Source organism: Streptomyces pyxinicus (assembly GCF_024753135.1).
Classification (GTDB): Bacteria; Actinomycetota; Actinomycetes; order Streptomycetales; family Streptomycetaceae; genus Streptomyces; species Streptomyces pyxinicus.
On sequence record NZ_JANUGP010000001.1, the window covers coordinates 116,728 to 139,808 of the forward strand.

At 72.3% G+C, this 23,081-nt stretch carries 24 protein-coding genes, 1 tRNA gene and 1 pseudogene; 15 read left to right on the forward strand and 11 right to left on the reverse strand.

Translation table 11 applies throughout. The features are described from left to right. Positions 1-13: 13 nt before the first annotated feature. The 5 genes from NX794_RS00570 (at position 14) to NX794_RS00590 (ending at position 5,735) form a co-directional block, all read left to right on the forward strand. Positions 14-1,516 (forward strand): aldehyde dehydrogenase family protein, encoded by a 1,503-nt coding sequence (locus NX794_RS00570; RefSeq protein ID WP_258775937.1) that lies wholly within the window; start codon positions 14-16, stop codon positions 1,514-1,516. Next, positions 1,513-3,132 (forward strand): GMC family oxidoreductase, encoded by a 1,620-nt coding sequence (locus NX794_RS00575; RefSeq protein WP_258775938.1) that lies wholly within the window; start codon positions 1,513-1,515, stop codon positions 3,130-3,132. The genes NX794_RS00570 and NX794_RS00575 overlap by 4 nt, the downstream gene beginning before the upstream one ends. 100 nt (positions 3,133-3,232) lie before the next feature. Then, a complete protein-coding gene (locus NX794_RS00580; protein ID WP_258775939.1) occupies positions 3,233-4,279 on the forward strand; it encodes an FAD-dependent monooxygenase in 1,047 nt (348 codons plus the stop codon). A gap of 100 nt (positions 4,280-4,379) precedes the next feature. Next, positions 4,380-4,550 carry a 50S ribosomal protein L32 gene (gene rpmF / locus NX794_RS00585; protein WP_258775940.1) on the forward strand — a complete coding sequence of 57 codons (171 nt, stop codon included), beginning with the start codon at positions 4,380-4,382 and terminating at the stop codon, positions 4,548-4,550. 6 nt (positions 4,551-4,556) lie between these two features. Further along, positions 4,557-5,735 carry a GTP-binding protein gene (locus NX794_RS00590; protein WP_258775941.1) on the forward strand — a complete coding sequence of 393 codons (1,179 nt, stop codon included), beginning with the start codon at positions 4,557-4,559 and terminating at the stop codon, positions 5,733-5,735. Positions 5,736-5,756: 21 nt separating this feature from the next. On the opposite strand, the gene NX794_RS00595 is transcribed toward NX794_RS00590, so the two are convergent. The 3 genes and pseudogenes from NX794_RS00595 to NX794_RS00605 all read right to left on the reverse strand — a co-directional run bounded on the left by NX794_RS00595 (position 5,757) and on the right by NX794_RS00605 (position 7,861). Then, a complete protein-coding gene (locus tag NX794_RS00595; RefSeq protein WP_258775942.1) occupies positions 5,757-5,924 on the reverse strand; it encodes a hypothetical protein in 168 nt (55 codons plus the stop codon). Positions 5,925-6,036: 112 nt separating this feature from the next. Further along, positions 6,037-6,624, reverse strand: a pseudogene (locus NX794_RS00600) (hypothetical protein); the annotation flags it as partial. 388 nt (positions 6,625-7,012) lie between these two features. After that, positions 7,013-7,861, reverse strand: coding sequence for a S1 family peptidase (locus NX794_RS00605; protein ID WP_258775943.1), 849 nt, complete (start codon positions 7,859-7,861; stop codon positions 7,013-7,015). 135 nt (positions 7,862-7,996) lie between these two features. On the opposite strand from NX794_RS00605, the gene NX794_RS00610 reads away from it, so the two are divergent. Then, on the forward strand, positions 7,997-9,004 hold the full coding sequence (locus NX794_RS00610; protein WP_258775944.1) for a LysR family transcriptional regulator: 1,008 nt from the start codon (positions 7,997-7,999) through the stop codon (positions 9,002-9,004). A 39-nt stretch (positions 9,005-9,043) separates the two neighbouring features. Here the strand turns inward: NX794_RS00610 and NX794_RS00615 are convergent, their stop codons facing one another. Continuing rightward, positions 9,044-10,024 carry a LysR family transcriptional regulator gene (locus NX794_RS00615; protein ID WP_258775945.1) on the reverse strand — a complete coding sequence of 327 codons (981 nt, stop codon included), beginning with the start codon at positions 10,022-10,024 and terminating at the stop codon, positions 9,044-9,046. Between the two features lie 326 nt (positions 10,025-10,350). Then, a complete protein-coding gene (locus NX794_RS00620) occupies positions 10,351-10,506 on the reverse strand; it encodes an SAM-dependent methyltransferase (protein ID WP_258775946.1) in 156 nt (51 codons plus the stop codon). 39 nt (positions 10,507-10,545) lie between these two features. Between NX794_RS00620 and NX794_RS00625 the strand changes: the two genes are divergently transcribed. Then, positions 10,546-11,265: a site-specific integrase gene (locus NX794_RS00625; RefSeq protein WP_258775951.1), complete on the forward strand. Its 720-nt coding sequence runs from the start codon at positions 10,546-10,548 to the stop codon at positions 11,263-11,265. A gap of 258 nt (positions 11,266-11,523) precedes the next feature. Continuing rightward, a complete protein-coding gene (locus tag NX794_RS00630; protein WP_258775952.1) occupies positions 11,524-11,913 on the forward strand; it encodes a YciI family protein in 390 nt (129 codons plus the stop codon). Positions 11,914-12,418: 505 nt separating this feature from the next. Here the strand turns inward: NX794_RS00630 and NX794_RS00635 are convergent. Together NX794_RS00635 and NX794_RS00640 are read right to left on the reverse strand one after the other, a co-directional pair. After that, a complete protein-coding gene (locus NX794_RS00635) occupies positions 12,419-13,165 on the reverse strand; it encodes a hypothetical protein (RefSeq protein ID WP_258775953.1) in 747 nt (248 codons plus the stop codon). 466 nt (positions 13,166-13,631) lie between these two features. Beyond that, the gene (locus NX794_RS00640; protein ID WP_309505949.1) at positions 13,632-14,240 is read right to left on the reverse strand and encodes a hypothetical protein; all 609 of its coding nucleotides are present in this window, start codon (positions 14,238-14,240) and stop codon (positions 13,632-13,634) included. 493 nt (positions 14,241-14,733) lie between these two features. Here NX794_RS00640 and NX794_RS00645 point away from each other — a divergent pair, with 493 nt between their 5' ends. Further along, positions 14,734-15,099, forward strand: a complete 366-nt coding sequence (locus tag NX794_RS00645) for a site-specific integrase (RefSeq protein WP_258775954.1) — start codon at positions 14,734-14,736, stop codon at positions 15,097-15,099. A 56-nt stretch (positions 15,100-15,155) separates the two neighbouring features. Here NX794_RS00645 and NX794_RS00650 read toward each other — a convergent pair. Then, positions 15,156-15,229 (reverse strand) — tRNA-Pro (locus tag NX794_RS00650). A 103-nt stretch (positions 15,230-15,332) separates the two neighbouring features. Here NX794_RS00650 and NX794_RS00655 point away from each other — a divergent pair. Next, a complete protein-coding gene (locus tag NX794_RS00655; protein ID WP_258775956.1) occupies positions 15,333-15,836 on the forward strand; it encodes a DUF309 domain-containing protein in 504 nt (167 codons plus the stop codon). 54 nt (positions 15,837-15,890) lie between these two features. Then, on the forward strand, positions 15,891-16,664 hold the full coding sequence (cobF, locus tag NX794_RS00660) for a precorrin-6A synthase (deacetylating) (RefSeq protein WP_258775958.1): 774 nt from the start codon (positions 15,891-15,893) through the stop codon (positions 16,662-16,664). A gap of 75 nt (positions 16,665-16,739) precedes the next feature. Here the strand turns inward: cobF and NX794_RS00665 are convergent, their stop codons facing one another. The 3 genes from NX794_RS00665 to NX794_RS00675 all read right to left on the reverse strand — a co-directional run bounded on the left by NX794_RS00665 (position 16,740) and on the right by NX794_RS00675 (position 20,358). Then, positions 16,740-17,513 (reverse strand): sulfite exporter TauE/SafE family protein, encoded by a 774-nt coding sequence (locus NX794_RS00665; protein ID WP_258775960.1) that lies wholly within the window; start codon positions 17,511-17,513, stop codon positions 16,740-16,742. A 49-nt stretch (positions 17,514-17,562) separates the two neighbouring features. Beyond that, positions 17,563-19,074: a long-chain-fatty-acid--CoA ligase gene (locus NX794_RS00670; protein ID WP_258775962.1), complete on the reverse strand. Its 1,512-nt coding sequence runs from the start codon at positions 19,072-19,074 to the stop codon at positions 17,563-17,565. 96 nt (positions 19,075-19,170) lie between these two features. Then, a complete protein-coding gene (locus NX794_RS00675) occupies positions 19,171-20,358 on the reverse strand; it encodes a thiolase family protein (protein ID WP_258775963.1) in 1,188 nt (395 codons plus the stop codon). Positions 20,359-20,539: 181 nt separating this feature from the next. Between NX794_RS00675 and NX794_RS00680 the strand changes: the two genes are divergently transcribed. From NX794_RS00680 to NX794_RS00695, 4 genes are all read left to right on the forward strand, one after another. Further along, a complete protein-coding gene (locus tag NX794_RS00680; RefSeq protein ID WP_258775964.1) occupies positions 20,540-21,346 on the forward strand; it encodes an alpha/beta hydrolase in 807 nt (268 codons plus the stop codon). Between the two features lie 112 nt (positions 21,347-21,458). Continuing rightward, positions 21,459-21,947, forward strand: a complete 489-nt coding sequence (locus NX794_RS00685) for a Dps family protein (RefSeq protein ID WP_258775965.1) — start codon at positions 21,459-21,461, stop codon at positions 21,945-21,947. Positions 21,948-22,018: 71 nt separating this feature from the next. Continuing rightward, positions 22,019-22,363 (forward strand): DUF3140 domain-containing protein, encoded by a 345-nt coding sequence (locus NX794_RS00690; RefSeq protein WP_258775966.1) that lies wholly within the window; start codon positions 22,019-22,021, stop codon positions 22,361-22,363. A gap of 10 nt (positions 22,364-22,373) precedes the next feature. After that, on the forward strand, positions 22,374-23,021 hold the full coding sequence (locus NX794_RS00695; protein ID WP_258775967.1) for an endonuclease: 648 nt from the start codon (positions 22,374-22,376) through the stop codon (positions 23,019-23,021). Positions 23,022-23,081 lie beyond the last annotated feature (60 nt).

The window sequence follows — 23,081 nt, forward strand, 5'->3', positions numbered from 1 at the left end:
AAATCGAGGGAAAATGAACACTCCGCATTATCCGCTGTATGTGAACGGCGAATGGACGGACTGCGCGGACCATTCCACCCTCACCGATCCCGCCACCGGCGAGCCGGTGGCGACCGTCGCGCGGGGCACCACGGAGCACGTGGACCGGGCGGTCGCCGCGGCGGCCGCCGCGCACGCGGACGGTTTCTGGCGCCGGACACCGCCTGGTCGGCGCGCCCGGATCATCCGTGCGGTCGCGGACGCGCTGGAGCGCCGCCAGGAGGAACTCGCCGTCCTCCAGTCGCGGGAGAACGGCGCGACGATCCGCACCAGCCGTGTTCTGCACCTCGGTCTGAGCATCGCGCACCTGCGGTATTTCGCGGACCTGGCGGAGTCGTACGCCTTCGAAATTCCCGGCCCCGACATGCACCCGTTCCCCAGCACCGGAATTCTGCGCCGGGAACCCCTCGGTGTGGTCGCGGCGATCGTGCCCTTCAATCTTCCGCTGACCGTGACCGCGCTGAAGGTCGGCCCCGCGCTGGCGGCCGGGAACGCCGTGGTCCTCAAGCCCGACGAGCACACCCCGCTGCTGGCTCTGGAGCTGGCCCGGGAGTTCGAGGCGGCGGGCCTGCCGCGCGGTGTGCTCAACGTGGTCACGGGGGACGGCGTACCGGTGGGGGCACACCTCAGCGGGCACCCGGGCGTCCGCAAGACCGCCTTCACCGGCTCCACCGAGGTGGGCAAGGCGATCCTGCGGCAGAGCGCCGACACGGTACGGCGGGTGACGCTGGAGCTGGGCGGCAAGGGAGCGAACATCGTCCTGCCGGACGCCGACCTCGATCTCGCGGTGGACGGCGCCCTGTATGCGGTCATGGCCAACAACGGGCAGGCCTGCGAGGCGGGCAGCCGGCTCCTGGTGCCACGGGAGCGCGCGGCCGGGTTCGTGTCCGCGCTCGCCGCCCGGGCGGCCTCCCTGCGGGTGGGCGACCCGCTCGACCCGGCGACCGACCTGGGCCCCGTGATCACGCGGGAGCAGCGGGACCTGATCCTGGCCCGCGTCGAGGAGGCCCGTGCCGACGGCGCGGCCGTCGTGTGCGGCGGGGGTGTCCCCGAGGGCGAGCGGTTCGGGACGGGGAACTGGATCGAGCCGACCGTCGTCGCCGGGGTCGCGAGCGATTCCCGCATCGCCCGCGAAGAGGTGTTCGGACCGGTCCTGACGGTCCTCGTCTACGACTCGGTCGAGGAGGCGGTCGCTCTCGCCAACGACACCGCGTACGGACTGTCCGCCGGTGTGTGGGGCCGGGACGAGGCGCGGGCGCTCGACGTCGCCCGGCGGATCGACGCCGGGATGGTGTTCGTGAACGACTGGCACGTCACGCCTACGGCCTACCCGTTCGGCGGGATGAAGCAGAGCGGTCTCGGACGCGAGGGCGGCCCGGACGCCCTCGACGCGTACACCGAGTCCAAGTTCATCAGCGTCGACCGGTCCGGCGGACCGGCGGACCACGCCGCCTTCGCGTTGGTGCTGGGCTCATGACCGGGGCCGAGAGGGAGAGGGCGACGGCACGGGAGTACGACCACATCGTGGTGGGCGCCGGTTCCGCCGGCTGTGTCGTCGCCGCGCGACTGCTGCGCAGGACCGAAGGGCGCGTCCTGGTCCTGGAGGCGGGCGGCGAACGCGACGACGCCCCGAGCCTCACCTGTCCGCGGCGGTGGGTGGAGAACTTCGGCTCGGCCTTCGACTGGAACTACCGCTACGCCCCGAACCCGCACACCGGGAACCGCCCGCTGCCGCTGGCCCGGGGGAAGGTCGTCGGCGGCTCCGGTGCCGTCAACGCGCTGGTGTGGGCCCGCGGCCGGGCGGCGGACTACGACGGCTGGGCGGCGGCCGGCAACCCCGGGTGGGACTACGCCTCGGTGCTGCCGTACTTCACCGCGTCCGAGGACTGGGAGGACGGGCCGAGCGCCCACCACGGCGCGGGCGGCCCCCTCCGGGTGGAGCGGGCCAGGGACCTGCATCCCGTCGCGGGCGCCCTGATCGACAGCTGCCTGTCCCACGGCATGCCGTACCTGGACGACATCAACGTGCCCGAGCCTCTCGGCGCCGGACCGGTCAGCATGAACGTCCGCGACGGGCGGCGCTGGAACTCCTGGCACGGCTACCTCCGGCCGCTGCTCGGCCATCCCCGGCTCACCGTGCTCACCCGGGCGACCGTGCGGCGGCTGACCTTCTCCGGAAACCGCTGTACGGGCGTGGAGTTCGCCCGGGAGGGCCGAGTGCAGCGGGTCCGTGCGGCCGGCGAGGTGGTGCTGTCGGCCGGCGCGGTCGACAGCCCCCGGCTGCTCATGCTGTCCGGGATCGGCCCCGCCGACGAGCTGACCCGGCTCGGCATCGCACCGGTGGCCGACCTGCCCGGCGTGGGACGGAACCTCCAGGAACACCCGCTGCTCGCGGGCCTGTGCTTCGAGACCCGGCAGCCGCTGCCACCCCCCGACCACAACCTGGAGGGCAGCATCGCCTTCTGGCCCGGCAGAGCGACCGCACCGACACCCGACCTCATGTTCGTGTCCATCCAACTCCCTCATGTGTCACCGGAAATCGGCGCCGTCTCTCCTCCCCCACCCCCGCCGCACGCCTTCTCGATCCTGCCGGGGCTGATGCGGGTGGCGAGCCGCGGCCACCTCCGGCTGCTGTCGGCCGACCCCGGCGGCCCCCTGGAGATCCAGCCGAACCTGCTCACCGAACGGGCCGATGTGGACGCCCTGTCGGCGGCCGTCGAGCTGGGCCTCGACCTCGCGGACCAGCCCGCACACCGAGGGCTCGTCCGGCGCCGGGTCGCCCCGGCCGGCCCCCTGAACGGACGGCGGATCAGGGCGTTCCTCCGGGACGCGTGCCTGCCGTACCAGCACACGGCCGGCACCTGCGCCATGGGCGGCGGGCCGGAGGCCGTGGTGGACGCCCGCCTCCGCGTGCACGGCATCGCGGGCCTGCGGGTCGCCGACGCCTCGGTCATGCCGACCATCACCTCGGCCAACACCAACGCGCCGTCGGTGATGATCGGCGAGGCGGCCGCCCGGTTCCTCACCACCGAGCCGGCGGCCGCCGTCCACGAGGGGTCCGGGCCGTCCGTCGATGACCGAAACCCCTGTTGATCACGCGTCCGGGACAGGGGGAAGCTGAGGACACGGACGAAACGACGACGAACCGACAACGACGACGAATCGACACAGACCGACTGTGGGAGAACGTCTCATGAAGATCCTCATCTCCGGAGCCAGTGTCGCGGGCCCGGCGCTGGCCCGCTTCCTGCACCGTGACGGGCACCGGGTGACCGTGGTGGAACGCGCACCGTCCTTACGCCGGAGCGGCTGGGCCATCGACTTCCGGGGCACGGTCTTCGAGGTGCTGGAGGAACTGGGCATCCTGGCGGAGGTGCGCGCGCACGCCACCGGGATCACCGGCACCGACCTGCTGGACGCCGACGGCGACCGGGTCGGCGAATGGCCCCCCGAGGTCTTCTCGGGCGAACTGGAGGTGCCCAAGCGCGAACTGACCCGCATCCTGCACGAGCACACCGCGGACGCGGTGCGTTACGTCTTCGGCGACTCGATCAACCGCATCGAGCAGGACGAGGACGGGGTACGGGTCGGCTTCGAACGGGCCGAACCGGACACATACGACCTCGTCGTCGGCGCCGACGGCATCTACTCGGTGGTGCGCCGCCTGGTCTTCGGCCCGCACGCCGACGCGGTGCGCCATCTCGGCCTGTCCGGCGCCGGGTTCAGTACGGCGAACCACCTTCACCTGGACCACCGGGGAGCCCTGTGGCAGATCCCGGGCGGCCGGGCGTCCTACCTGTACAGCGCGGCCGATCCCGACCGGATGTCCGCCAGCCTCTTCTTCGCCACCGACTCCCCGGCACTGGACCTGCTGAGCCGCGCCGAGCAGGAACAGGCCATCCGCGAGCGCATGGCCGACGTCGGCCGGCTCATGCCCCGCCTGCTGGAGGACATGGCCGCCGCCGACGACTTCTACTTCTTCTCCGCCGCCCAGGTCCGGGTGGACCGCTGGTCGGCGGGCCGGGTCGTCCTGCTGGGCGACGCCGGCTACTGCGCCTCCCCCACCTCCGGCCTCGGCACCTCACAGGCCCTGATCGGCGCGAGCACCCTGGCCCGCCACCTCGCCGCCTCCGGCACCGACCACACCAAGGCCTTCGAGGGCTACGAGCGCGAGATGCGCCCGTATGTGACAGAGAACCAGGAACTGGGTGTGGAGGGGGCGCAGCGCATGGCCGCCTGAGACGTCACCGGCCGCTCCGCCCCTCGCGCGTCACACGGTTTGGTAATGACACTCATTTCCATATAGCGTGGGCTCCGACGTCGCCGAACGAGGAGTGACCATGGCCGTCCCCAAACGCAAGATGTCCCGCAGCAACACCCGCCACCGGCGCGCCCAGTGGAAGGCGGCCACGCCGGCGCTCGTACCGGTGACCGTGGACGGAGTGTCGTACCTGGTGCCGCAGCGGCTGGCCAAGGCGTACCGCCGCGGCCTGCTGCGCCCCGAGGGCTGACATCCGATGCCCGACCACCGACACCGACTGCCCGTCACCGTCCTGTCTGGCTTCCTCGGCGCGGGCAAGACGACCCTGCTCAACCATGTGCTCGGCAACCGTGAAGGGCTGCGTGTCGCCGTCATCGTCAACGACATGAGCGAGGTCAACATCGACGCGGCCCTCGTGCGCGGCGGCGAGGCCGCCCTGTCGCGCACCGAGGAACGCCTGGTCGAGATGACCAACGGCTGCATCTGCTGCACGCTGCGCGACGACCTGCTCGTGGAGGTGGACCGGCTGGCCCGCGAGGGCCGGTTCGACCACCTCCTCATCGAGTCCAGCGGCATCTCCGAACCCATGCCGGTGGCCGCCACCTTCTCCTTCGCCCGGGACGACGGCGCCACCCTCGGCGACCTCGCCCGCCTGGACACCATGGTCACGGTCGTCGACGCCGCGAACTTCCTGCCCGAGCTGGAGGGCGGCGACGAACTCTCCGAGCGCGGCCTCGCCCCGTACGAGGACGACGAACGCACCGTCAGCGACCTGCTGATGGACCAGGTCGAGTTCGCCGACGTCATCGTGCTCAACAAGCTCGACCTCGTGGACCGGGAGTCCGCCGACCGGCTCCGCGCCGCCCTCGGCCGGCTCAACCCGGCGGCGCGGATCGTGCCCGCCGTGCGCGGCCGGGTCGCCGTCGAAGACGTCCTCGGTACCCGGCTGTTCGACCTGGAGCGGGCCCAGCAGGCCCCCGGCTGGGTCAGGGAGCTCAACGGTGACCACGTCCCGGAGACCGAGGAGTACGGCATCTCCTCCACCGTCTTCCGCTCCCCGCGCCCCTTCCACCCGGGGCGGCTGTGGCGGTTCGTCACGCGGGAGATGGACAGCGGGGCCCACGGACGCATCCTGCGCTCCAAGGGGTTCTTCGCCCTGGCCGGCCGCCCGCACGTGACCGGGCTGTGGTCCCAGGCCGGCTCCGTCGCCCGCTTCGAGCCGTCCGCGGTCCACGAGGCCGACAGCCCACCCGGCCAGGAACTGGTCTTCATCGGCGTCCGGTTGCGGGCCGAGGCACTGGCCACCGCACTCACCGACTGCCTGCTGGCGGACGGCGAGTGCGCACCCTACGACGACCCGTTCCCGGCCTGGGACGTCCACGGCGCCGACGACACCTGCGCACACGAGCGGGCGGAACGCGTGGCGCACACCTGAGCCTCGCAGGCCACAGATCGATCAACCCGAGATACCGGGATGCCCGCCGACCGGCCACGCCCGGTCGCCGCCGAGGGACGGCAGGGGTTCCAGTACGGCGTCCTGGCTGTGCCCGGCGACGATCTCCACCTGCACCTCGGCGTCGAGGTCCGCGTCGAACTCCAGGTACCCCACTCGAACGCCGTTCACCACGCGGCGCGCCCGTATCGAGGTCGGCGGCGAGGAAAGCGAAGGAACTCGTTTCAGAAAGGAAGGTGAGAAGGAAGCCCCTTCATGGCCTCGCCACGGGCAACGCTAGCACTCAGTCCGGGATCAAGTCGCGCAGGTTTTCGAGGGTGATGACGCGTGAGTCCGGATGCAGTCCCTCGGGACGTTCGAGGCCGATGTACGTCACGGGCTCGTCCAGGACCGGCTCGCCGTCCCACAGGTCCACGGTGGTGGCGGCGCCGGACATCAGGTCGGCCAGGTATCCCACCGTCAGCTGCTCGCGCTCCACGACGGCGCGCACCACCCTCGAGACGGATACCTGGTTCTCCTCCACGCGATTGGCCGACGAGATGCCCTTCAGATAGAGGTGCAGCCACTTCGCGCGCCACCGGCCGTCGTCGCCGCGCCGGAACACCAGCGGCAGCGCCACCCGGCCCGTCCCGCGCAGCTCCGACTTCATCCGCACGGTACGCGGTTCGAAGGGCCGGCCCTGCTGCTCGCCGTCGCGCAGCATGAAGCCGAAGAACGACTCCGCGACCTCTTCGAAGCCTTCGCCGGCGTAGATGTTCACCTGCGGAACGATGAAGGTGCCGCGCACGTGGCCCAGGGACAGGCTGATGAATTCCGAGGCGCCGTCGGGAGCCGTGTGGACATCACCGCGACCGCCCCCGGCGCGAACGGCACCCGCATCGGGCTGGGCGGGGTCAGCGGCGCGGTCCGGCCCGTACGAGACGCCCCGTGAGTGCCACGCGCGCACCTGCGCCGCCCTGATCGCGGGATGGGGCGTCGCGGAGTCCGTCTGTCACAGCCCGTGGGGCGGGCACGGCGCTCGTGGCGTCGTGCCCGCCCCACGGGGGGTTCGGCACGGGCAGGTCCTGCCCGGCGAGTCTTCGCGTGCGCGGCGGGGCGGGCGCCTCGGGCGGCTTCCCCACAGGAGCCGGAGAGCCACCCGCCCCGTCGCTCTCGTACCGGACGCGGTGTGGCCGGCGTTCGCGGTACGGGTCCCGCCCCGACGGCTCCCTGCGGTGGCCGCCAACCGGGAACCGCGGAAGCGGGACGGCGGTGCCGGTTCAGGACCGGAGCAGGGCTCCACCGGTGTTCTGGCTGATCCACTGCCGGTAGGCGGTCACGTCGGTGTAGATGGTGGAGTTGCCGGTTCCGCAGGTGGAGCCGTCCTGCCCGGCGCGGCTGGTGGCGCCGACCAGCTGCCAGCTGCCGGAGTTGCCGACGAGGGCGGGCCCGCCGGAGTCCCCGTAGCAGGCGGTGGCCTGCGGGGTGCCGTACACGCACAGCTCACTGGCGGCGTTGAAGCCCCCCGCGCACATCCGGTCGGGGTTGATCCGGGTGTCCAACTCCTTCAGATTGCGGGGCGGCTGCTGCGAGCACCCCTGCTGCGGACACGTCTGGCCCCAGCCGAGCAGCCGCGTGGCGGTGCCTTCGGACGGTGAGTCGGCGGCGATGGTGACCGGCTGGTTCCGCACGGGGGTGCGCAGTTGCAGCAGGGCGATGTCGTAGTTGCCGGTGGGGTCGCCGCTGTAGCGGGGGTGGCGGATGACCCGCTGGACGGAGGCGGTGGTGCCCTGGGTGTAGTCGGCGGAGCCGATGTGCACCTGGATCTGCTGGGCCGGGGTCTGGCCGCCCTGCTGGCTTGTGGCGCAGTGGGCGGCGGTGACGATCCACTGCGCGGCGATCAGGGAGCCGCCGCAGTGGTGGCGGCCCTGCTGTTGGAGGGAGGCCATGAACGAGTAGTTCTCGCTCGCCTGGCCGCCGCCGACGATCGGCCGGACGCCGCCGGTGACGGGTGCGGCGGTGGTCTCGGGAGCGGGGACGGCGTGTGCGGTGGCGGCGGGGGCCGCCAGGGCGGCGCCGCCGAGCAGCACGGTCGTGAGCAGACCGCGTATGAGGGTGCGGGGAGACACTGGGATCCTCCGTGATGGGGAGAGGGGGGTGGGGAGGGCGGCTGCCCGGTGCTCGGCACCAGGGGCCGTCCGGTGAACCCACTATGGAAATCCGGCGGCCTCCCGGGTAATCCCATCCAGGTCTAAGGTCTGCCTATGGCTCTGGAGTTGCGGCAGCTGCGGGTGGTCGCGGCGATCGCCGACACGGGCAGTCTGACGGGCGCGGCACGACGGCTCGGCATGGCCCAGCCGTCGGTGTCCCAGTCCTTGGCCTTGGCCGAACGCGCCGTGGGCGGGCCGCTGTTCCTGCGCGGTTCGCGAGGCGCGGTGCCCACCTCTCTGGGCGAGGCGGTCGTCGGGCACGCGCGTGCCGTGCTGGACGCCATGGAGCGGATGGCCGCCGCGGTGGTCCGGCACCGGAAGGGCGACTGGCCGGCGGCGGTCCGGATCGGCTGTGCGCCTGGGCTGCTGGTGGCCCATCTGTCGGTGGCGGTGCCCCTGGTGGCCGGCAGCGATGTGCAGATCACCACTGCGGCCGGTACCGCCGGCCACCTGGCGGCGCTGGCCGCCGGACGCATCGAGGCCGCTCTGATCACCCGCTTCCCGATGCCCGGGGAGACCGCGAGGGCGGTCGGTGACGGGGAGGGGGCGCTCCGCGGGTCGGTCGTCGCGGTGGACCCGCTGTTCGCGGGCGTCTCCGCACGGCACCCGCTCGCCGCGGGTCCCGAGGCCGACCTCGCCGAACTGGCTGGTGAACGGTGGTGCCTACCGCCCGGATCGGACGACGACCTGGGCACCCAGCTGACCGAGGCCTGCCGGCGGGCCGGGCACCCGGCGGCGCTGGTCGGCGCCGACTACGCGGCGGCTCTGGCCCTCGTCCGGGAGGGCGGCGCGGTGATGCCGATGATGCCGGGCAGCCGGACCGGCCGCGACCTGGTGCTGCTGCCGCTGCGCGGCGAACCGCTCAGCATGGTCACGCTGCTCTACTGGCGGCCGGGCGGGCCGCTGCCCGAGGAGTGGATACGGAACCTGTGGGAGCGTCTGGTCCGCGCCCAGCGGGACATCATCGAAGCGGCGCCCGCGTACTGCGCCTGGCTGGCCGGCCACCCGTACTGGCGCACCACGCCACGCAGCCCGGTGGCGGTCCACCAGCCACGCGGGTGAGCGACGGCGCTCGTCGTTGTCCCCTGGGCCGGTCGGGGCTCAGGCGCCGGTGGCCGAACCCAGCCACCCGGGGTTGCGCTCCCACCACCCCGGTATCCGCCCGCTGTGCGGCAGGGCCGCGCGGTAGGCGTCCAGCAGTCCAGCACGCATCCGTTCGGCGAACCCGCCGCCGGCCGGACCGCCGTCCTGACGCCACAGCAGGACGTGCCGGGTACGGACCGGGCTGCCCCGCAGCTCCCGGACCACCGCGGGAATGGTGAGCCCGCTGCTCAGCGCGTTCATGGCCAGCACGACGGGTCCCCCGCGGCGCATCAGCTGCACCAGCAGCAGGGGTTCGACGGCGCGGACCACCATGGTGCGGTGGCCGGCCAGGCGGCACTGCTCGATCAGATGCCGGTCGAACTCGTCGTCGCCGTTGACCGCCATGAGCCAGGTGGTCCCGGCGAGATCGGCCAGGTCGATCTCGGTGTGAATGGCGAGCGGGTGGCCCTCGGGCAGTCCGATGAAGAGGGGCTCACTGCCGAGCACAGTCATCCGCACCCCGGCGGGCGGCACGATCGGCCGGCCGGGGAAGTCCGTGTGCAGCACCAGGTCGACGTCCCCACGCACCAGCGCGGCGATCGCCTCGGCCGAGCGGTCGAGCACCGTCAGTTCGGCTACGTCGCCGGGGAAGATGCCGGTCGCCACGTCGTACGTCATGAGGGCCAGCGGCGTCGTCCGCGCCCCCAGGCGTAGCGGACGGCCGCCCGCCGTCGCACGGTGCCGCTTGATCGCCCGGGCCAGTTCGTCCAGGCCGCGCAGCACCTCCGCCGCGTAGGGCAGCAGGACCTCGCCCAGAGGTGTGGGGCGCGCGCCGAAGGCCCCACGCTCGAAGATCGGACCGCCCACCAGGGCCTCGATGCGGCGCAGTTGGGCGCTGAGCGCCGGCTGCGACAGGCCCATGAGGCGGGCCGCCTTGTTGAGGCTGCCGGCCGTCGCCACCGTCTCAAGGCACCGAAGATGCCGCGCCTCCAGCTCCATGCCGGGAGTATGCCGGTGATTCGAGCGGCGCGGAGGGGGACAGGCCGCGCCTGTTACCGTTCGCGGGCATCACAGCACGGCCCGCGCGGACCCACACTCAAGCATGTGCCTCCCCGTGAAGTGGCTCGTCACCGTCCCGACGTCGCACGCCGACGGACGCACCGGCCACCAGTACTTCGTCGTCACCGCCGCCAAGGCATGTGAAGCACTCCTCACAGGACACAGCGTCTCGACGAACGTAGCGTGCGGCGTCACCGACACGGCGCCACCGCGCGGCTCGTCGCGGCCTCGGTCCACATCATCGGCCCCTGCACGAGCCCTCCGCGTCATCCCCGCTTGACCACGACGCCGCGCACCGACACGTCGGCCGTGGGTTCTTCACGCTGGTCGGGGGCAGGGTGCCAGGCGGCGGTGGGGACGACGCCCGGTGGCAGCACATCCAGCGCGGTGCAGGCGCGTCCTCCCGTATCGTCCCGCCGCATTCCTGCTGGTCCTGACCCCACGGCCACAGAAGCAAACACTTGTTCGAGTCGGTAAGTTGTGGACCGTCAGCCGACGACACGCAAGGCCGACTTCACCACGAGCGGATCGGGGAGGCCGGCCCGCTCGGGTTGGTCGCGGACGACGAGATCGGCGAGGCCCTGGAACTGCTGTGGGGCACCGCGGCGGTCAACACCTGGAACGCCTGCCGGGCGGCGGTGCTCTCCTTCCTGGGCTGGTGCGCGCAGTACGGCTACGACGGCCCGCAGGTTGCGGCTGGACGAAGCGGCCGGCGGTACCGGACTTCCGAGACCCCGGCTCGCTCGACGATGGCCGTGGACCGGCTTATCGCCCGCCGCGAGGTGCAGCTGTGGGAGAAGACGCTGTGGCGGATGCTCTACGAGACCTGCGCCCGCGCGGAGGAGATCCTCGGCGTGGACATCGAGGGACTGGACCTCGCCGCCCGCCGCTGCCTGGTCAGGGCCAAGGGCGTCCGCAGCAAACCCCGCCGGCGTGGGCAAACCCGCGCGCTGCTCGGCCAGCGCGCCGCCCTCGCCGGGGTGGCCGGGACCGGCCGGGACTTGCACGAGTACCGCCACTCGGGACTGGCCGAACTCGGCGTGCCGGGCTCTTCCCTGCTGATGCTGGTGGCGAAGTCCCGGCACAAGAAGCCGGAGAACGTCCGCCGCTACTTCAAGCCGTCGTACGAGGCAATCTCGGAGCTGACCAACCTCCTCACCCCCGGCGACGCACGGCGCTGAGTCACCGGACTGGGCCGAACGGGCGACCCGGCCCGGCGGCCCGCCTCCTGGTGGGGGGCGGCGGCGTTGATCCGGGTGTGGAACCGGGAATCGCGGAGTCGTCCGTCACGATCAAGGGAGGTCTCCGGCCGCGACTACGAACGCTCCCAAAGTGCCCGAAGCACACGTGACCGGGCACGACTGCCCGGACTGGGACCGATGAGTTCTGCCGGGCTCGGAGGTCTGCACCTCGACACGGAACGACACGAGGAGCACCCGATGTTGTACATGATCCAGATCAACGTGGAAGCCGACAGCTGGGACGGCGCCACGGCGGGTTACAGCGAGGACGACACGAAGGCGATGTTCGCCCACATGGGAACGCTCAACGACGAGCTGACCGCGGCGGGCGAGATGGTCGAGGTCCGCGGGCTCGGCGGGCCCGGCCTGGCGAAGACCGTACGGGCGAGCACGGACGGAGCACCGCAGGTCACGGCCGGGCCCTCGCGCAAAGGTGGAATCCTCGCCGGGTACTGGGTCGTGGACGTCGCGAGCGAGGAGCGGGCGATCGAGATCGCCGCACGAGTCTCGGCGTGCCCCGGGCCGGGCGGGACGCCGTGCAACGATCCCATCGAGATCCACGCGATTCCCGCCGACCCCACCGCCTGACCGACGCCCGCCCCGGACGGTCGCGGCAGGCCTCCACCGGCCACGACCGTCCGGGGCCTGTGCGGCTACCCCTGCGCTGCGGGCGCTCCAGGAGGCCGGGGGACCCGAAGCGGTCGTCTCGAATCGGCCTGGAGGAGCACGGGTGTCACCGTGGTTATCGGCCTTCCGGGTGAAGCTCCCATCCAGGACGCGTCAGCCGTTCCAAACCGCCGCCACCATGACGCCCTTTCCGAACGGCGTCTTCTGCCACATGAGTGCCTGACGCTGTCGGGGATCTTGGACGGGGGCCGTTGAGGTGGGTAAGGGACCGGAGTGGGCGGTGCCCAGCGAAGCCTTGTACGAGCGAAGCGCGATCGTCGCTGACCCGCGCGTGCGACGGCAGCGCCTGCGGGACGGCGTTCCGCTCCGCCCGGCCCCGGGCGGGGGGAATGGACCCGGGACCGGGCGGTGCCGGAGCGAACTCGACGCTCGCCCGGAACCCGGGGTGCCCGACGGGCAGGCGGTGTCAGGCACGCTGGCCGTCGGCCAGTTCCTTCATGTCGATGGTCTCGCCGGCCGGCGGCTGCTCGGGCTTCACCGGCTCGTTGTAGTCGTCGAAGGTGACGCTGCCCGGGTTCTTCCCGCCCTTGGTGGTCGTCTTGAGGATGTACGGCTTGCCCTCGGTGGCGACGTACAGTTCCATCGTCTCACCGGCGGAGCCCTGCTTCGTCAGCTTGATCGCCTTCTCGCCGTCCACCTCGGTGGTCCCGCCGCGCTTCATGCCCTTGCGCTCGGACTTGTCCTCGTCCATGGCCGAGAGGACGCCCTGCTTGTCGCAGACGCCGGAGAGCTGGTCGTCGCCGGCCGACATCTTCACCCACTTGCCCTGGAGCTTGGGCACCGCCTTGCGCGCCGTCTCGGGCTGCCCCTTCAGGGACTGCCGCCAGTACTTCTCGTCCCCGCGCAGATAGAGCGTGGCCCCGGTGTGCCGCACGTCGGCCTTGGCACCCTGCGAGCCCACGGTTCCCTGACAGTTCTTGTCCTGGTCGGCCGAGACGTCGATGGTGACCATGGAGCCGTTCTCCGTGCGGGTGTCGCCCTTCATGTGCACGGACTTCGCCTGCTTGGTGGCCTCGACCGCCTTGGCCGCGATGGCGTCGGCGCTCTGGCCCTCGAAGGCCTTGTCGTCGTCGGAGTCACCCCCGCACCCCGCCACCAGGACGATGGACACACTCGCTGCCGCCACGGCCGCCGCCACACTCTTGGTGCGCACTGTCGAACCCCTCCCGTTCGCCTTCAAATACCTTGCCATCCGGCCGACTTGACGCCGGACGGTCCGCATACCCCGAGATCCCCGCCCTGCACACGCATTGACGCGACGAAGCACAACCGTCGTCGTGAAGGAGTCCCCGGCCTCCGGTGCCGTGACCGCATCCGTCACCAGGTCGGTGACCCGTGACGCCCTGGGCGGAGCTGTCAGAGTGAGGCGTCACAGCTCAGTGGTGGGGTGGAGAGGACAGCGTCGCGGACAGCAGGACGACCGGAGCGCCGAAAGCTCCCAGCCACTCCAGCAGGCGGATGAGCAGCTGATGCATCCACGGACCGTAGGCATGGGCCTCGTTGACGACGAGCACCTTGTCCGAGAGGCCGAACAAGCGCAGGGCGTTGAAGTTGAGAGGAAGGACCGCACTCAAAGGCTGGTCGACGGTGCCGACACTGAGCGGAGCCGGCAACCCGCGTCAACGTCCCCTCAACCACGCACCCGCCTCGGTCGCTGTCACCGGGTCGGTACTCGACTCCCCCAGCGAGTCTGCCTCGGCGCCGACCGGACCGGCAGGGCTGTAGACGGGAGAGAGCCACGCCATGGAGTGCAGCAGAGTCAGTGCGCGATCTCCGACGAGAGCATCGCGCGCGAAGGCTTCCACCCTTGGATACATGGCATCCGCCGTCGACATGGTGGGCAGCGCGAAAGCCATCCCGCGAGTCTGTGCCGCCCGACCCGGCACCGACGCCCCGCACAGGGCCGCCTCAGTTTTCCCATCCCCCGTCGGCGCCGTGACAAGCAGCAGGCCGGCACCGTTCACCACGACCGGCAGATGCTCGGTGAGATCCGCCTGGAGCGCGTTCGGCGGGAACGGGAACATGCCCTCAAAGCGTTCGGCGCCGAACCGGGCTCTACCCAACTGGGCATTCGCCACAAAAGCCGGTGCCACCTTCCGGGCGCGCTCCCAATGTTCGTCAACCTCCTCCGGCGTCCCCCGCCAACTCAGCGCCGGTATGACGGCGGTGATCGCCTCCGTCTGACTCGCCAGCCAGTCCGCGACGATCACCAGACCGGTGACGACCACAGCCAGCTCAGCTGCGCGGCACGCTGCTCGGCCCAGCCCTCACCACCCAGCCCGCTCTGACAACTGCTCGCGTAGGTGACTTCCTTTGCCGTCAAAGCCTGCCGTGTCATACGTCGCCGACGGTCTTCTCCCGCATCTGTCTGGTGCTCCATATCGCTCGAAGATCCACCGCACTTGCCTCGAACCGGTATCAGATTCCACAGGCCGTCAGTCGCGCCAGCAGAAGGATGGCGCGGCGCACTCCATATCGAAGCAACCCCACCCGGGTCAGCGGCTGGCAGAAGCTATACAGGCAGGCCGCGGACGGACTCCGCGACCCACGAGCCCTCGCCCTGCCCGACTGGAACACCCTCGTCCAACTGGCCGACGCCCTCGTGGCCGCCTCCTACAACCAGTACCGAGGCCGGGGCGACGTCGTCCTCTTCGCCGCGAGCACCGCCGCCCGGATCGGCGAAGTCTCCGGGTGCCGCGTCGCAGACATCGACACCAGCCAGTGGATCTGGACGGTACGGCGCCAGACCACGCCCGCTCGTGGCCCAGCGCATCCTCTCCGTCCGGCCCAGCGCCCGACGCGCGTCTGTTCGCCGGCCCACGCGCAGGACGCATCTCCACCGCGGTCCTACGCGACGCCACCCACCGGGACGAGGTCGTCACACGCCTCGGCTACGAGCACCTGCGCCGCCACGACCTCCGCCACACCGCACTGACCTGGCTCGCGGACGCCGGAGTCCCCCTCCACGTCCTGCGCAGGATCGCCGGCCACGGCTCACTGACCACCACCCAGCGCTCCCCGCACCCGGACGTCCACAAGATCACAGCCGCGGGTACCGCTGGTCCCCAACTGGTCCCCGAACAATAGGTGAGGGGCGGTTTCGGATTCCTCCGAAACCGCCCCTCACCTGCGACTCCATTGAGTCGGGACGACAGGATTTGAACCTGCGACCCCTTGACCCCCAGTCAAGTGCGCTACCAAGCTGCGCCACGTCCCGGTGCGCTCACTCGCGGTGACCCGCGTGATCGCGCGAACAGAACTTTACCCCACCTGCGGGGGTGCGCCGAAGAGGGCCGGGGCGGGGTGGGGAGAATCGGGGTATGGCGAAGGCGAGCGCGGCGGACGGCAGGGACCGGGACCCGGAGGGGCGGGCGCGCAGTGCGCGGCCCCGGGACGGGCTCGGGCGGCCGTTGCCCTATGGCACGGAGGGCGTCGAGCGTCAGCCCGAGGGGGTCGTCCGGACGCCCGGGGAGACGGTCGCGGAGGCGCGGGCGCTGCTGGCGGCGGGCAAGCCGTTCCACGCGCACGAGGTGTTCGAGGACGCCTGGAAGTCGGGGCCGGGCGAGGAGCGGGCGCTGTGGCGGGGGCTGGCCCAGCTGGCGGTGGGGCTGACGCACGCGGCCCGGGGCAACACGGTCGGCGGTGCGCGGCTGCTGCGGCGGGGCGCCGGCGCGGTCGAGGAGTGGGCTCGGGTGGGGGGCGAGGACCGGCCCTACGGCATGGACCTGCCCGGGCTCGGCCGCTGGGCGCGGGAGCTGGCCGGGCGGGTGGAGCGCGGCGAGGGGCCGGTGGACGCCCGGGCGGAGGCGCCGCGGCTCGGGTGAGGCGGCCGGGGCCCGTGTGCGGGGTCGGTACCCGATGTGCGGCAGACTCGGGGTGTGCGAAGGATTCATGTCATCGGCATCGGCTCGGGCGACCCCGACCAGCTCACCCTGCAGGCGGTCAAGGCGCTGCGGAGCACGGAGGTGTTCTTCCTGCTCGACAAGGGCGAGGTGAAGGACGACCTGACGCGGCTGCGCCGGGACATCCTGGACGCCCATCTGCCCGAGGGGTCGTACCGGGTCGTGACGGCCCGGGACCCGGAGCGGGACCGCCGGGCGGGCGGGGCGGCGTACCCGCCGGCCGTCGGGGACTGGCGCAGCGCCCGCGCCGGGATCTACGAGCGGCTGATCGCCGAGGAGCTGGGCGAGGACGGCACCGGCGCCTTCCTGGTGTGGGGCGACCCCGCCCTGTACGACAGCACGCTCGCGATCCTCCAGGAGGTGCTGGAGCGCGGCGGCGTGCGGTTCGCGTACGACGTCGTGCCCGGCATCAGCAGCGTCTCGGCGCTGGCCGCCCGGCACCGCACGGGCCTGAACCGGGTGGCGCGCCCGGTGCAGATCACCACCGGGCGGCGGCTGGCCGAGGGGCTTCCGGAGGGGGTGGACGACGTCATCGTGATGCTGGACGCCCACCAGGCCTTTCGCGCGTACGCCGACCAGGACATGGACATCTACTGGGGTGCCTACCTCGGCACCCCCGACGAGATCCTCGTCTCCGGTCCGATCGCCGAGGCGGGGCCGCGCATCGAGCGGCTGCGGGCCGAGGCGCGTGAGCGCAAGGGGTGGATCATGGACACGTATCTGCTGCGCAGGAATCCCGGGGACCGCTGACGGTGAGGGGGCGGCGCGCGCCGCTGTCGTTTCCGTCGGAGCGTCGAGTTCGCCGACGTGCCCGCGCTGCCGGGGCTAGCGCAGTAGCAGCTGTACGCCGCCCACGACCGTCGCCGCGATCACCAACTGCTCGAACAGGCGCTGGTTGATCCGGTTCACGGCCCAGGTGCCGAGCAGCGCGCCCGGTACGACGAAGACCACGAGCGCGGCGTCCAGGAGCAGCGAGTGGCCGTCGATCAGGCCGAGTCCGGCGCTGAAGGGCACCTTCGCCACGTTGACGATCAGGAAGAAGAACGCCGACGTGCCGAGGAAGCCCAGCTTGCGGAAGCCCGCGGAGAGGAGATACATCGACATCACCGGGCCGCCCGCGTTGGCGACCATGGTGGTGAAGCCGCCGAGCACGCCGTAGGAGCGCGCCGTGAGCCGACCCGCCCGGGTGGTCACCGCGTCCGGTTCCGGCGCCGTCTCGGCCCTGCGCCGCCGCCACACCGTGACGCCGGCCATCACCAGCAGGATGACGCCGATCGAGACCCGTACGATCCCGTCGTCCGCCCACACCAGGAACAGCGTGCCCGCCACCACGCCCACCGCGACGGCCGGGAACAGCCGCCACAGGGTGGGCCAGTGGGCGTGCCGGCGGTAGGTGGCGACGGCGAGCAGGTCGCCGGCGATCAGGAGGGGCAGCAGCACGCCGGTGGAGGCGCGGGCGGGCAGCACGGCGGCGAAGACCGCGAGGCTGACCGTGTTGGCGCCGCTCACCGCGGTCTTGGAGAAGCCGACGAGCAGCGCGGCGAGGGCGAGCGCGGCGAACTGCCAGCCGGATATGTGCCAGAGCGTCATCGTGTTCATGTGGGGACCGATGCTATGCGCACGCAACCGGCCTGTTCGAGACGCCTCGCTACCGGTCCGCGTACCGTGCCCGCAGCTCCCGCTTGAGGACCTTCATGCTCGGGCCGAGCGGCAGCGCGTCCGTGAACTCCACCCGCCGCGGGTACTTGTGCCGGCCGAGGTGCTCCTTGGACCACGCGGTGACGGCGGCGGCGTCGGGCGCGGTGCCGGGCGCGGGGACGACGACGGCGCACACCTCCTCGCCGTGCAGGTCGTCGGGCAGGCCGATGACGGCGGCCTGGGCGATGCCGGGGTGGCGCGTCAGCACCTCCTCGACCTCCCTCGGGTAGACGTTGTAGCCGCCGCGGATGATGACGTCCTTCTTGCGGTCCACGATGCGCAGGAACCCGTCCGCGTCCTTGGTGCCGAGGTCGCCGGTGCGGAACCAGCCGTCCACCAGGGCCTCGGCGGTGGCCTCGGGGCGGCCCAGGTAGCCGGAGAAGACGTTGTGGCCGCGGATGACGACCTCGCCCAGCTCACCGGTCGGCAGCAGCTCGATCCGGTCGTCGGTCTCGGCGCGGGCGATCTCCACGTCGACGCCCCACAGCGGGTGGCCGATGGTGCCGGGCCTGGTGCCGAAGTCGGGCTGGTTGACGGCGGCGGCCGGCGAGGTCTCCGAGAGCCCGTACCCCTCGTGGACCCGGGCGCCGAACGCCGCCTCGAAGCGTTCGAGGACGGCGACGGGCAGCGAGGCGCCGCCCGAGACGCACACCCGCAGTGCGGGCAGGGCCGGGGCGTCCGCTGCCGCCGCCGCGAGCGCGACGAACATGGTCGGCACGCCGTGGAAGGTGTTGGCGCCCTCCTCGGCCATCAGCTCGATGGCACGGGCCGCGTCGAAGCGGGGCAGCAGCACCAGCGTGGCCCCGGCCCGCCAGGTGGAGTTGAGGGAGACGGTCTGACCGAAGGCGTGGAACAGGGGCAGGGCGCCGAGCGCGATGTCGTCGGGGCGGATGTCGTTGGCGTCGAAGGCGTTGACGGTCGCGTTCATCACCAGGTTGAAGTGACTGAGCACGGCACCCTTGGGGACGCCGGTGGTGCCGCTGGTGTAGAAGATCACCGCGGGGTCGTCGGCGGCCCGGGTGAGGTGGGTCGGGAGCGGCTCGGCGTCCGCCGCGAGCCGGTCGAACTCCGCGCCGAGGGTGACCGTCTCGACCCCGGTGGCGTCGGCCGCGGCCCGGCCGGTGTCCGCCTGGGCCGGGTGGACCAGCAGCAGGCGGGCGCCGCTGTCCTTGAGGACGTGCTCGACCTCCTCGGTGGACAGCAGCAGGTGGACGGGGACCACGACACCGCCGGCCGCGGCGATCGCGTAGTAGGCGACGGGGAACTCGGCGGTGTTGGGGGCCATCAGCGCCACCCGGTCGCCCGGCCGTACGCCGAGGGCGGTGAGCGCGCCCGCCCGGGCCAGCGCCCGCCGCCACACCTCGCCGAAGCCGAGCCGCAGGTCCCCTTCGACGAGGGCGGTCTTGTCGGGGCGGCGCCGGGCGTTCTCGGCGAGGATGGCGGCGACGGACAGGGTTGCCATGGGGTGGTGCTCCGTTCTTGCTGCGGCTCGTGTCTCGCGTCCCCGTGCGGGGAGCCCCCGTTGAAGCGCGGCCGGCGCCTTCCGGCCGAGGCGCGCCTATGCCCTCTCGACCAGCAGCGCGCTGCCCTGGCCCACGCCGACGCACATCGTGGCCAGTCCGCGTCCCGCGCCGGTGCGGCGCATCCGGTGCAGCAGGGTGGTCAGGATGCGGGCGCCGGAGCAGCCGAGCGGGTGGCCGAGGGCGATGGCGCCGCCGGTGGGGTTCACCAGGCCGGGATCGATGCCCAGTCGGTCGACGCAGGCGAGGGCCTGGGCGGCGAACGCCTCGTTGAACTCGGCCTCTTGGAGGTCGGCGACGTCCCAGCCGGCCCGGGCGAGGACCTTGCGGGTGGCCGGGACGGGGCCGATGCCCATGACGTCGGGGTGGACGCCGGCCGAGGCGCCCGCGACATAGCGGCCGAGGGAATCGAGACCCAGGTCGTTCAGGGCGTCCTCGCTGACCAGGAGCAGTCCGGCGGCGCCGTCGTTCATCGGCGAGGCGTTGCCCGCGGTGACCGTGCCGCCCTGGCGGAAGACGGGCTTGAGACGGGCCAGTTTCTCCAGTGAGGTGTCCTCGCGGACGCACTCGTCCTGCTCGACCACGATGCCGTCGGGGCGCTCCACGGGCAGGAGTTCGGCGTCGAAGTGGCCGTCCTTGCGGGCGGCGGCGGCGAGTTGGTGGCTGCGCAGGGCGAACGCGTCCTGGCGTTCGCGGGAGACGCCGTAGCGCTCGGCGACCTCCTCGGCGGTCTCGCCCATCGAGAGCAGGCCGTGCAGGTCCTTCATGGCGGGGTTGACCAGCCGCCAGCCGAGCCGGGTGTCGTGGGTCTCGACGCGCTGCGGCAGGGCCTCGTCGGGGCGGGGCAGCACGAAGGGGGCGCGGCTCATCGACTCGGAGCCGCCCGCGATCACGATGTCCGCCTCGCCGGCGGCGATCGTGCGGGCGGCGGTGGTGACGGCCTCCAGGCCGGAGGCGCACAGCCGGTTGACGGTGGCGCCGGGCACGGTCTCGGGGAGTCCGGCGAGCAGGGCGGCCATCCGGGCGACGTTGCGGTTGTCCTCGCCGGCCTGGTTGGCCGCGCCCCAGTAGACGTCGTCGACGCGGGCGGGGTCGAGGGCGGGCGTGTCGGCCACCAGCCGGCGGATCACGGTCGCCGCGAGGTCGTCGGGCCGGACGGCGGACAGGGCCCCGCGCAGCTTGCCGATGGGGGTGCGGCGGGCGGCCGCGAAGTGGACGGGACGCACGGCTGGGACTCCTGACCTACGACGTTGTGGATCAGCCGGGGCCGTTTCCCTTCCACGGCCCCGCGTGACGGGCACGCACTTAATTAGCACTGCTAGTTTTGGACTATAGACCCGCGGACGGTCCGCTGGGAAGATCCTTCCCGGTCGCGCCGACGCCGCTGGAGGAGACATGCGCCACGCCATGCGCCACGCATCACGCCCTGTCCTGGACGGCACCCGCGGAGCCGTCGCCGTACACGAGTGGCCGCACCCGGCGCCCCGCTTCCTGGCGCTGCTCGCGCACGGGTACGGCGAGCACGCGGGCCGGTACGGCGCCCTCGCCGCCGTCCTCACCGGGCAGGGGGCCGCCGTGTACGCGCCCGACCATCTGGGGCACGGCGGGTCGGCCGGGGAACGGGTGCTGATCGAGGACTTCGAGGACCTGGTCACCGACCTGCACGCGGTGGCGGACCTGGCCCGCGCCGCCCACCCCGGGCTGCCCCTCGTCCTGTTCGGGCACTCGATGGGCGGCCTGGTCGCGGCCCGGTACGCCCAGCGGTACGGCTCCGAGCCGGCCGCGCTGGTGCTGTCCGCCCCGGTGATCGGCGCCTGGGCGCTGCCGGGACGGCTGCTGGCCCTGCCGGAGATCCCGGACACCCCGGTGAGCCCGGCCGCGCTCTCCCGCGATCCCGCGGTGGGCGCCTCCTACGCCGCCGACCCGCTGGTGTGGCACGGACCGATGAAGCGGCCGACGCTCGAAGCCTTCGCCCGGGCCCTGGAGACGGTCGCGGCGGGCGGTGCCGTGGGGGCGCTGCCGGTGCTGTGGCTGCACGGGGACGCCGACCGGCTGGTGCCGATGGCCGGCAGCCGCCCCGGCGTGGAGCGGCTCGGCGGCCGGCTGACCGAGCGGATCTTCCCCGGGGCCCGGCACGAGGTGTTCCAGGAGCTGGAGCGCGCGCGTGCCGTCGCCGAGCTGACCGGCTTCCTGGAGGCCGTACTGCCCCGCTGAGCAGGCCTGTTTGCGCCCGGCGACGCTGGGCACCCGCCCTTTCGGACGTGACCGACACCGTGCGGAGGGAACCTCTCGGCACGGGAAAACCGAGAAAGGGTACGGACGCACCATGACCGTGATCAAGAGCACGCTCCCGGAGGAGGCGCTCGGTGTCACCGGGACCGCCCTTCAGGACACCCTGGTGGACCTGCTCGGGCTGTCGCTGGTCGGGAAGCAGGCGCACTGGAACATCGTGGGTCCGCGGTTCCGCTCGATCCACCTCCAGTTGGACGAGGTCGTCGCGACGGCCCGCGCCCACTCGGACACGGTGGCCGAGCGCGCGGCGGCGCTGGGCGTGTCCCCGGACGGCCGCCCGGAGACCATCGCCGCGACCTTCGCGCTGCCCGGCACCAAGGACGGCTGGCTGCGGGACACCGAGGTGGTGGAGCTGATGGTGTCCACCCTGGAGGCGGCCATCGGCCGGCTGCGCGAGCGCATCGCCGTGACGGACGAGCCCGACCCGGTCACCCAGGACCTGCTGATCGCCATCACGGCCGATCTGGAGAAGCAGCGCTGGATGTTCGAGGCCGAGAACTTCCCGCGCGGGGAGAGCCAGTAGCCGGCCCGAGCCCATGAGAGCCCGCACAGAAGATCCCGTACAGAAGAGCTCGCACGGAAGGAGAAAGACCCGTGGCCGATGCCCTGGAAATGGACGCGCTGTGGGAGGACTTCCACCGCGTGGTGAACATGACCTCGGCAGAACTCGCCACCTGGCTCAAGGTCCGCGACGCGGCCGAGGAGAGTGAGCCGCTGCCCGAGGAGGCCGGCACGCCGACCGGGCAGCACGTCCTGTCCATCCTCCAGAAGCGCCGTACCGACCTCACCGACGACGACGTCCGGGTGATGTACCGGGTCGTGGACACCGTCGGTGACCTGGTGGACATGGAGGACGAGCCGCTGCCGGAGCACAGTTCCGAGGACACCCGGCTGCGGCACCGGCTGATGACGCTGGGCCACGACCCGCTCAAGCCGTAGGGGCGAGACCATGGACCGCGACGAACGGATCGTACGGGAGCTGGTGTCCGAGTACGGGCGGACGTACGCCGAGGAGGCGGGCATCCGCCTGGAGGACACCCCGCAGCCGTTGTACCGGCTGCTGGTGCTGGCCCTGCTGCTCAGTGCCCGGATCCGGGCGTCGGTCGCGGTGGCCGCCGCCCGGGCCCTGCACGAGGACCACCTGGACAGCCCGCGCCGGATGGCCGACGCCGGATGGCAGCAGCGGGTGGACGCGCTCGGCCGGGGCGGCTACCGGCGCTACGACGAACGCACCGCCACCCAGCTCGGCGACGGCGCCGAGCTGCTGCTGGAGCGCTGGCACGGCGATCTGCGGCGGCTGCACGAGGAGGCGGACGGCGACACCGGCGAGCTGCGGCGGCTGCTGCAGGAGGAGCCGGGCGTCGGGCCCGCCGGTGCCGACATCTTCCTGCGCGAGGCCCAGCAGGTGTGGCCGGAAGTCGGCCCGTACCTGGACGCCAAGGCGCTGTCCGGGGCGGGCCGGCTCGGCCTGCCGAAGGACCCGCAGAAGCTGACCGCGCTGGCCGGTGACGCCCAACCGGCCACCCTCGCCGCCGCGTTGGTCCGGGCCGCGCTCGACAAGAAGGTGGCCGAAGACTGCCTCCGCCGGGCGGCATGATCGTGCCAGACTGCTGCCCGCACGTCCCGGACCGACCACCGGGAGCGGTCCGACACAGGG

What these genes read in the sequence shown, in the direction of transcription:
- NX794_RS00570 (WP_258775937.1), top strand. Translation starts at nt 14, where the DNA reads ATGAACACTCCGCATTATCCGCTGTATGTGAACGGCGAATGGACGGAC.
- NX794_RS00575 (WP_258775938.1), top strand. Translation starts at nt 1,513, where the DNA reads ATGACCGGGGCCGAGAGGGAGAGGGCGACGGCACGGGAGTACGACCAC.
- NX794_RS00580 (WP_258775939.1), top strand. Translation starts at nt 3,233, where the DNA reads ATGAAGATCCTCATCTCCGGAGCCAGTGTCGCGGGCCCGGCGCTGGCC.
- rpmF (WP_258775940.1), top strand. Translation starts at nt 4,380, where the DNA reads ATGGCCGTCCCCAAACGCAAGATGTCCCGCAGCAACACCCGCCACCGG.
- NX794_RS00590 (WP_258775941.1), top strand. Translation starts at nt 4,557, where the DNA reads ATGCCCGACCACCGACACCGACTGCCCGTCACCGTCCTGTCTGGCTTC.
- NX794_RS00610 (WP_258775944.1), top strand. Translation starts at nt 7,997, where the DNA reads ATGGCTCTGGAGTTGCGGCAGCTGCGGGTGGTCGCGGCGATCGCCGAC.
- NX794_RS00615 (WP_258775945.1), bottom strand. Translation starts at nt 10,024, where the DNA reads ATGGAGCTGGAGGCGCGGCATCTTCGGTGCCTTGAGACGGTGGCGACG.
- NX794_RS00620 (WP_258775946.1), bottom strand. Translation starts at nt 10,506, where the DNA reads ATGCGGCGGGACGATACGGGAGGACGCGCCTGCACCGCGCTGGATGTG.
- NX794_RS00630 (WP_258775952.1), top strand. Translation starts at nt 11,524, where the DNA reads ATGTTGTACATGATCCAGATCAACGTGGAAGCCGACAGCTGGGACGGC.
- NX794_RS00655 (WP_258775956.1), top strand. Translation starts at nt 15,333, where the DNA reads ATGGCGAAGGCGAGCGCGGCGGACGGCAGGGACCGGGACCCGGAGGGG.
- NX794_RS00665 (WP_258775960.1), bottom strand. Translation starts at nt 17,513, where the DNA reads ATGAACACGATGACGCTCTGGCACATATCCGGCTGGCAGTTCGCCGCG.
- NX794_RS00670 (WP_258775962.1), bottom strand. Translation starts at nt 19,074, where the DNA reads ATGGCAACCCTGTCCGTCGCCGCCATCCTCGCCGAGAACGCCCGGCGC.
- NX794_RS00680 (WP_258775964.1), top strand. Translation starts at nt 20,540, where the DNA reads ATGCGCCACGCATCACGCCCTGTCCTGGACGGCACCCGCGGAGCCGTC.
- NX794_RS00685 (WP_258775965.1), top strand. Translation starts at nt 21,459, where the DNA reads ATGACCGTGATCAAGAGCACGCTCCCGGAGGAGGCGCTCGGTGTCACC.
- NX794_RS00695 (WP_258775967.1), top strand. Translation starts at nt 22,374, where the DNA reads ATGGACCGCGACGAACGGATCGTACGGGAGCTGGTGTCCGAGTACGGG.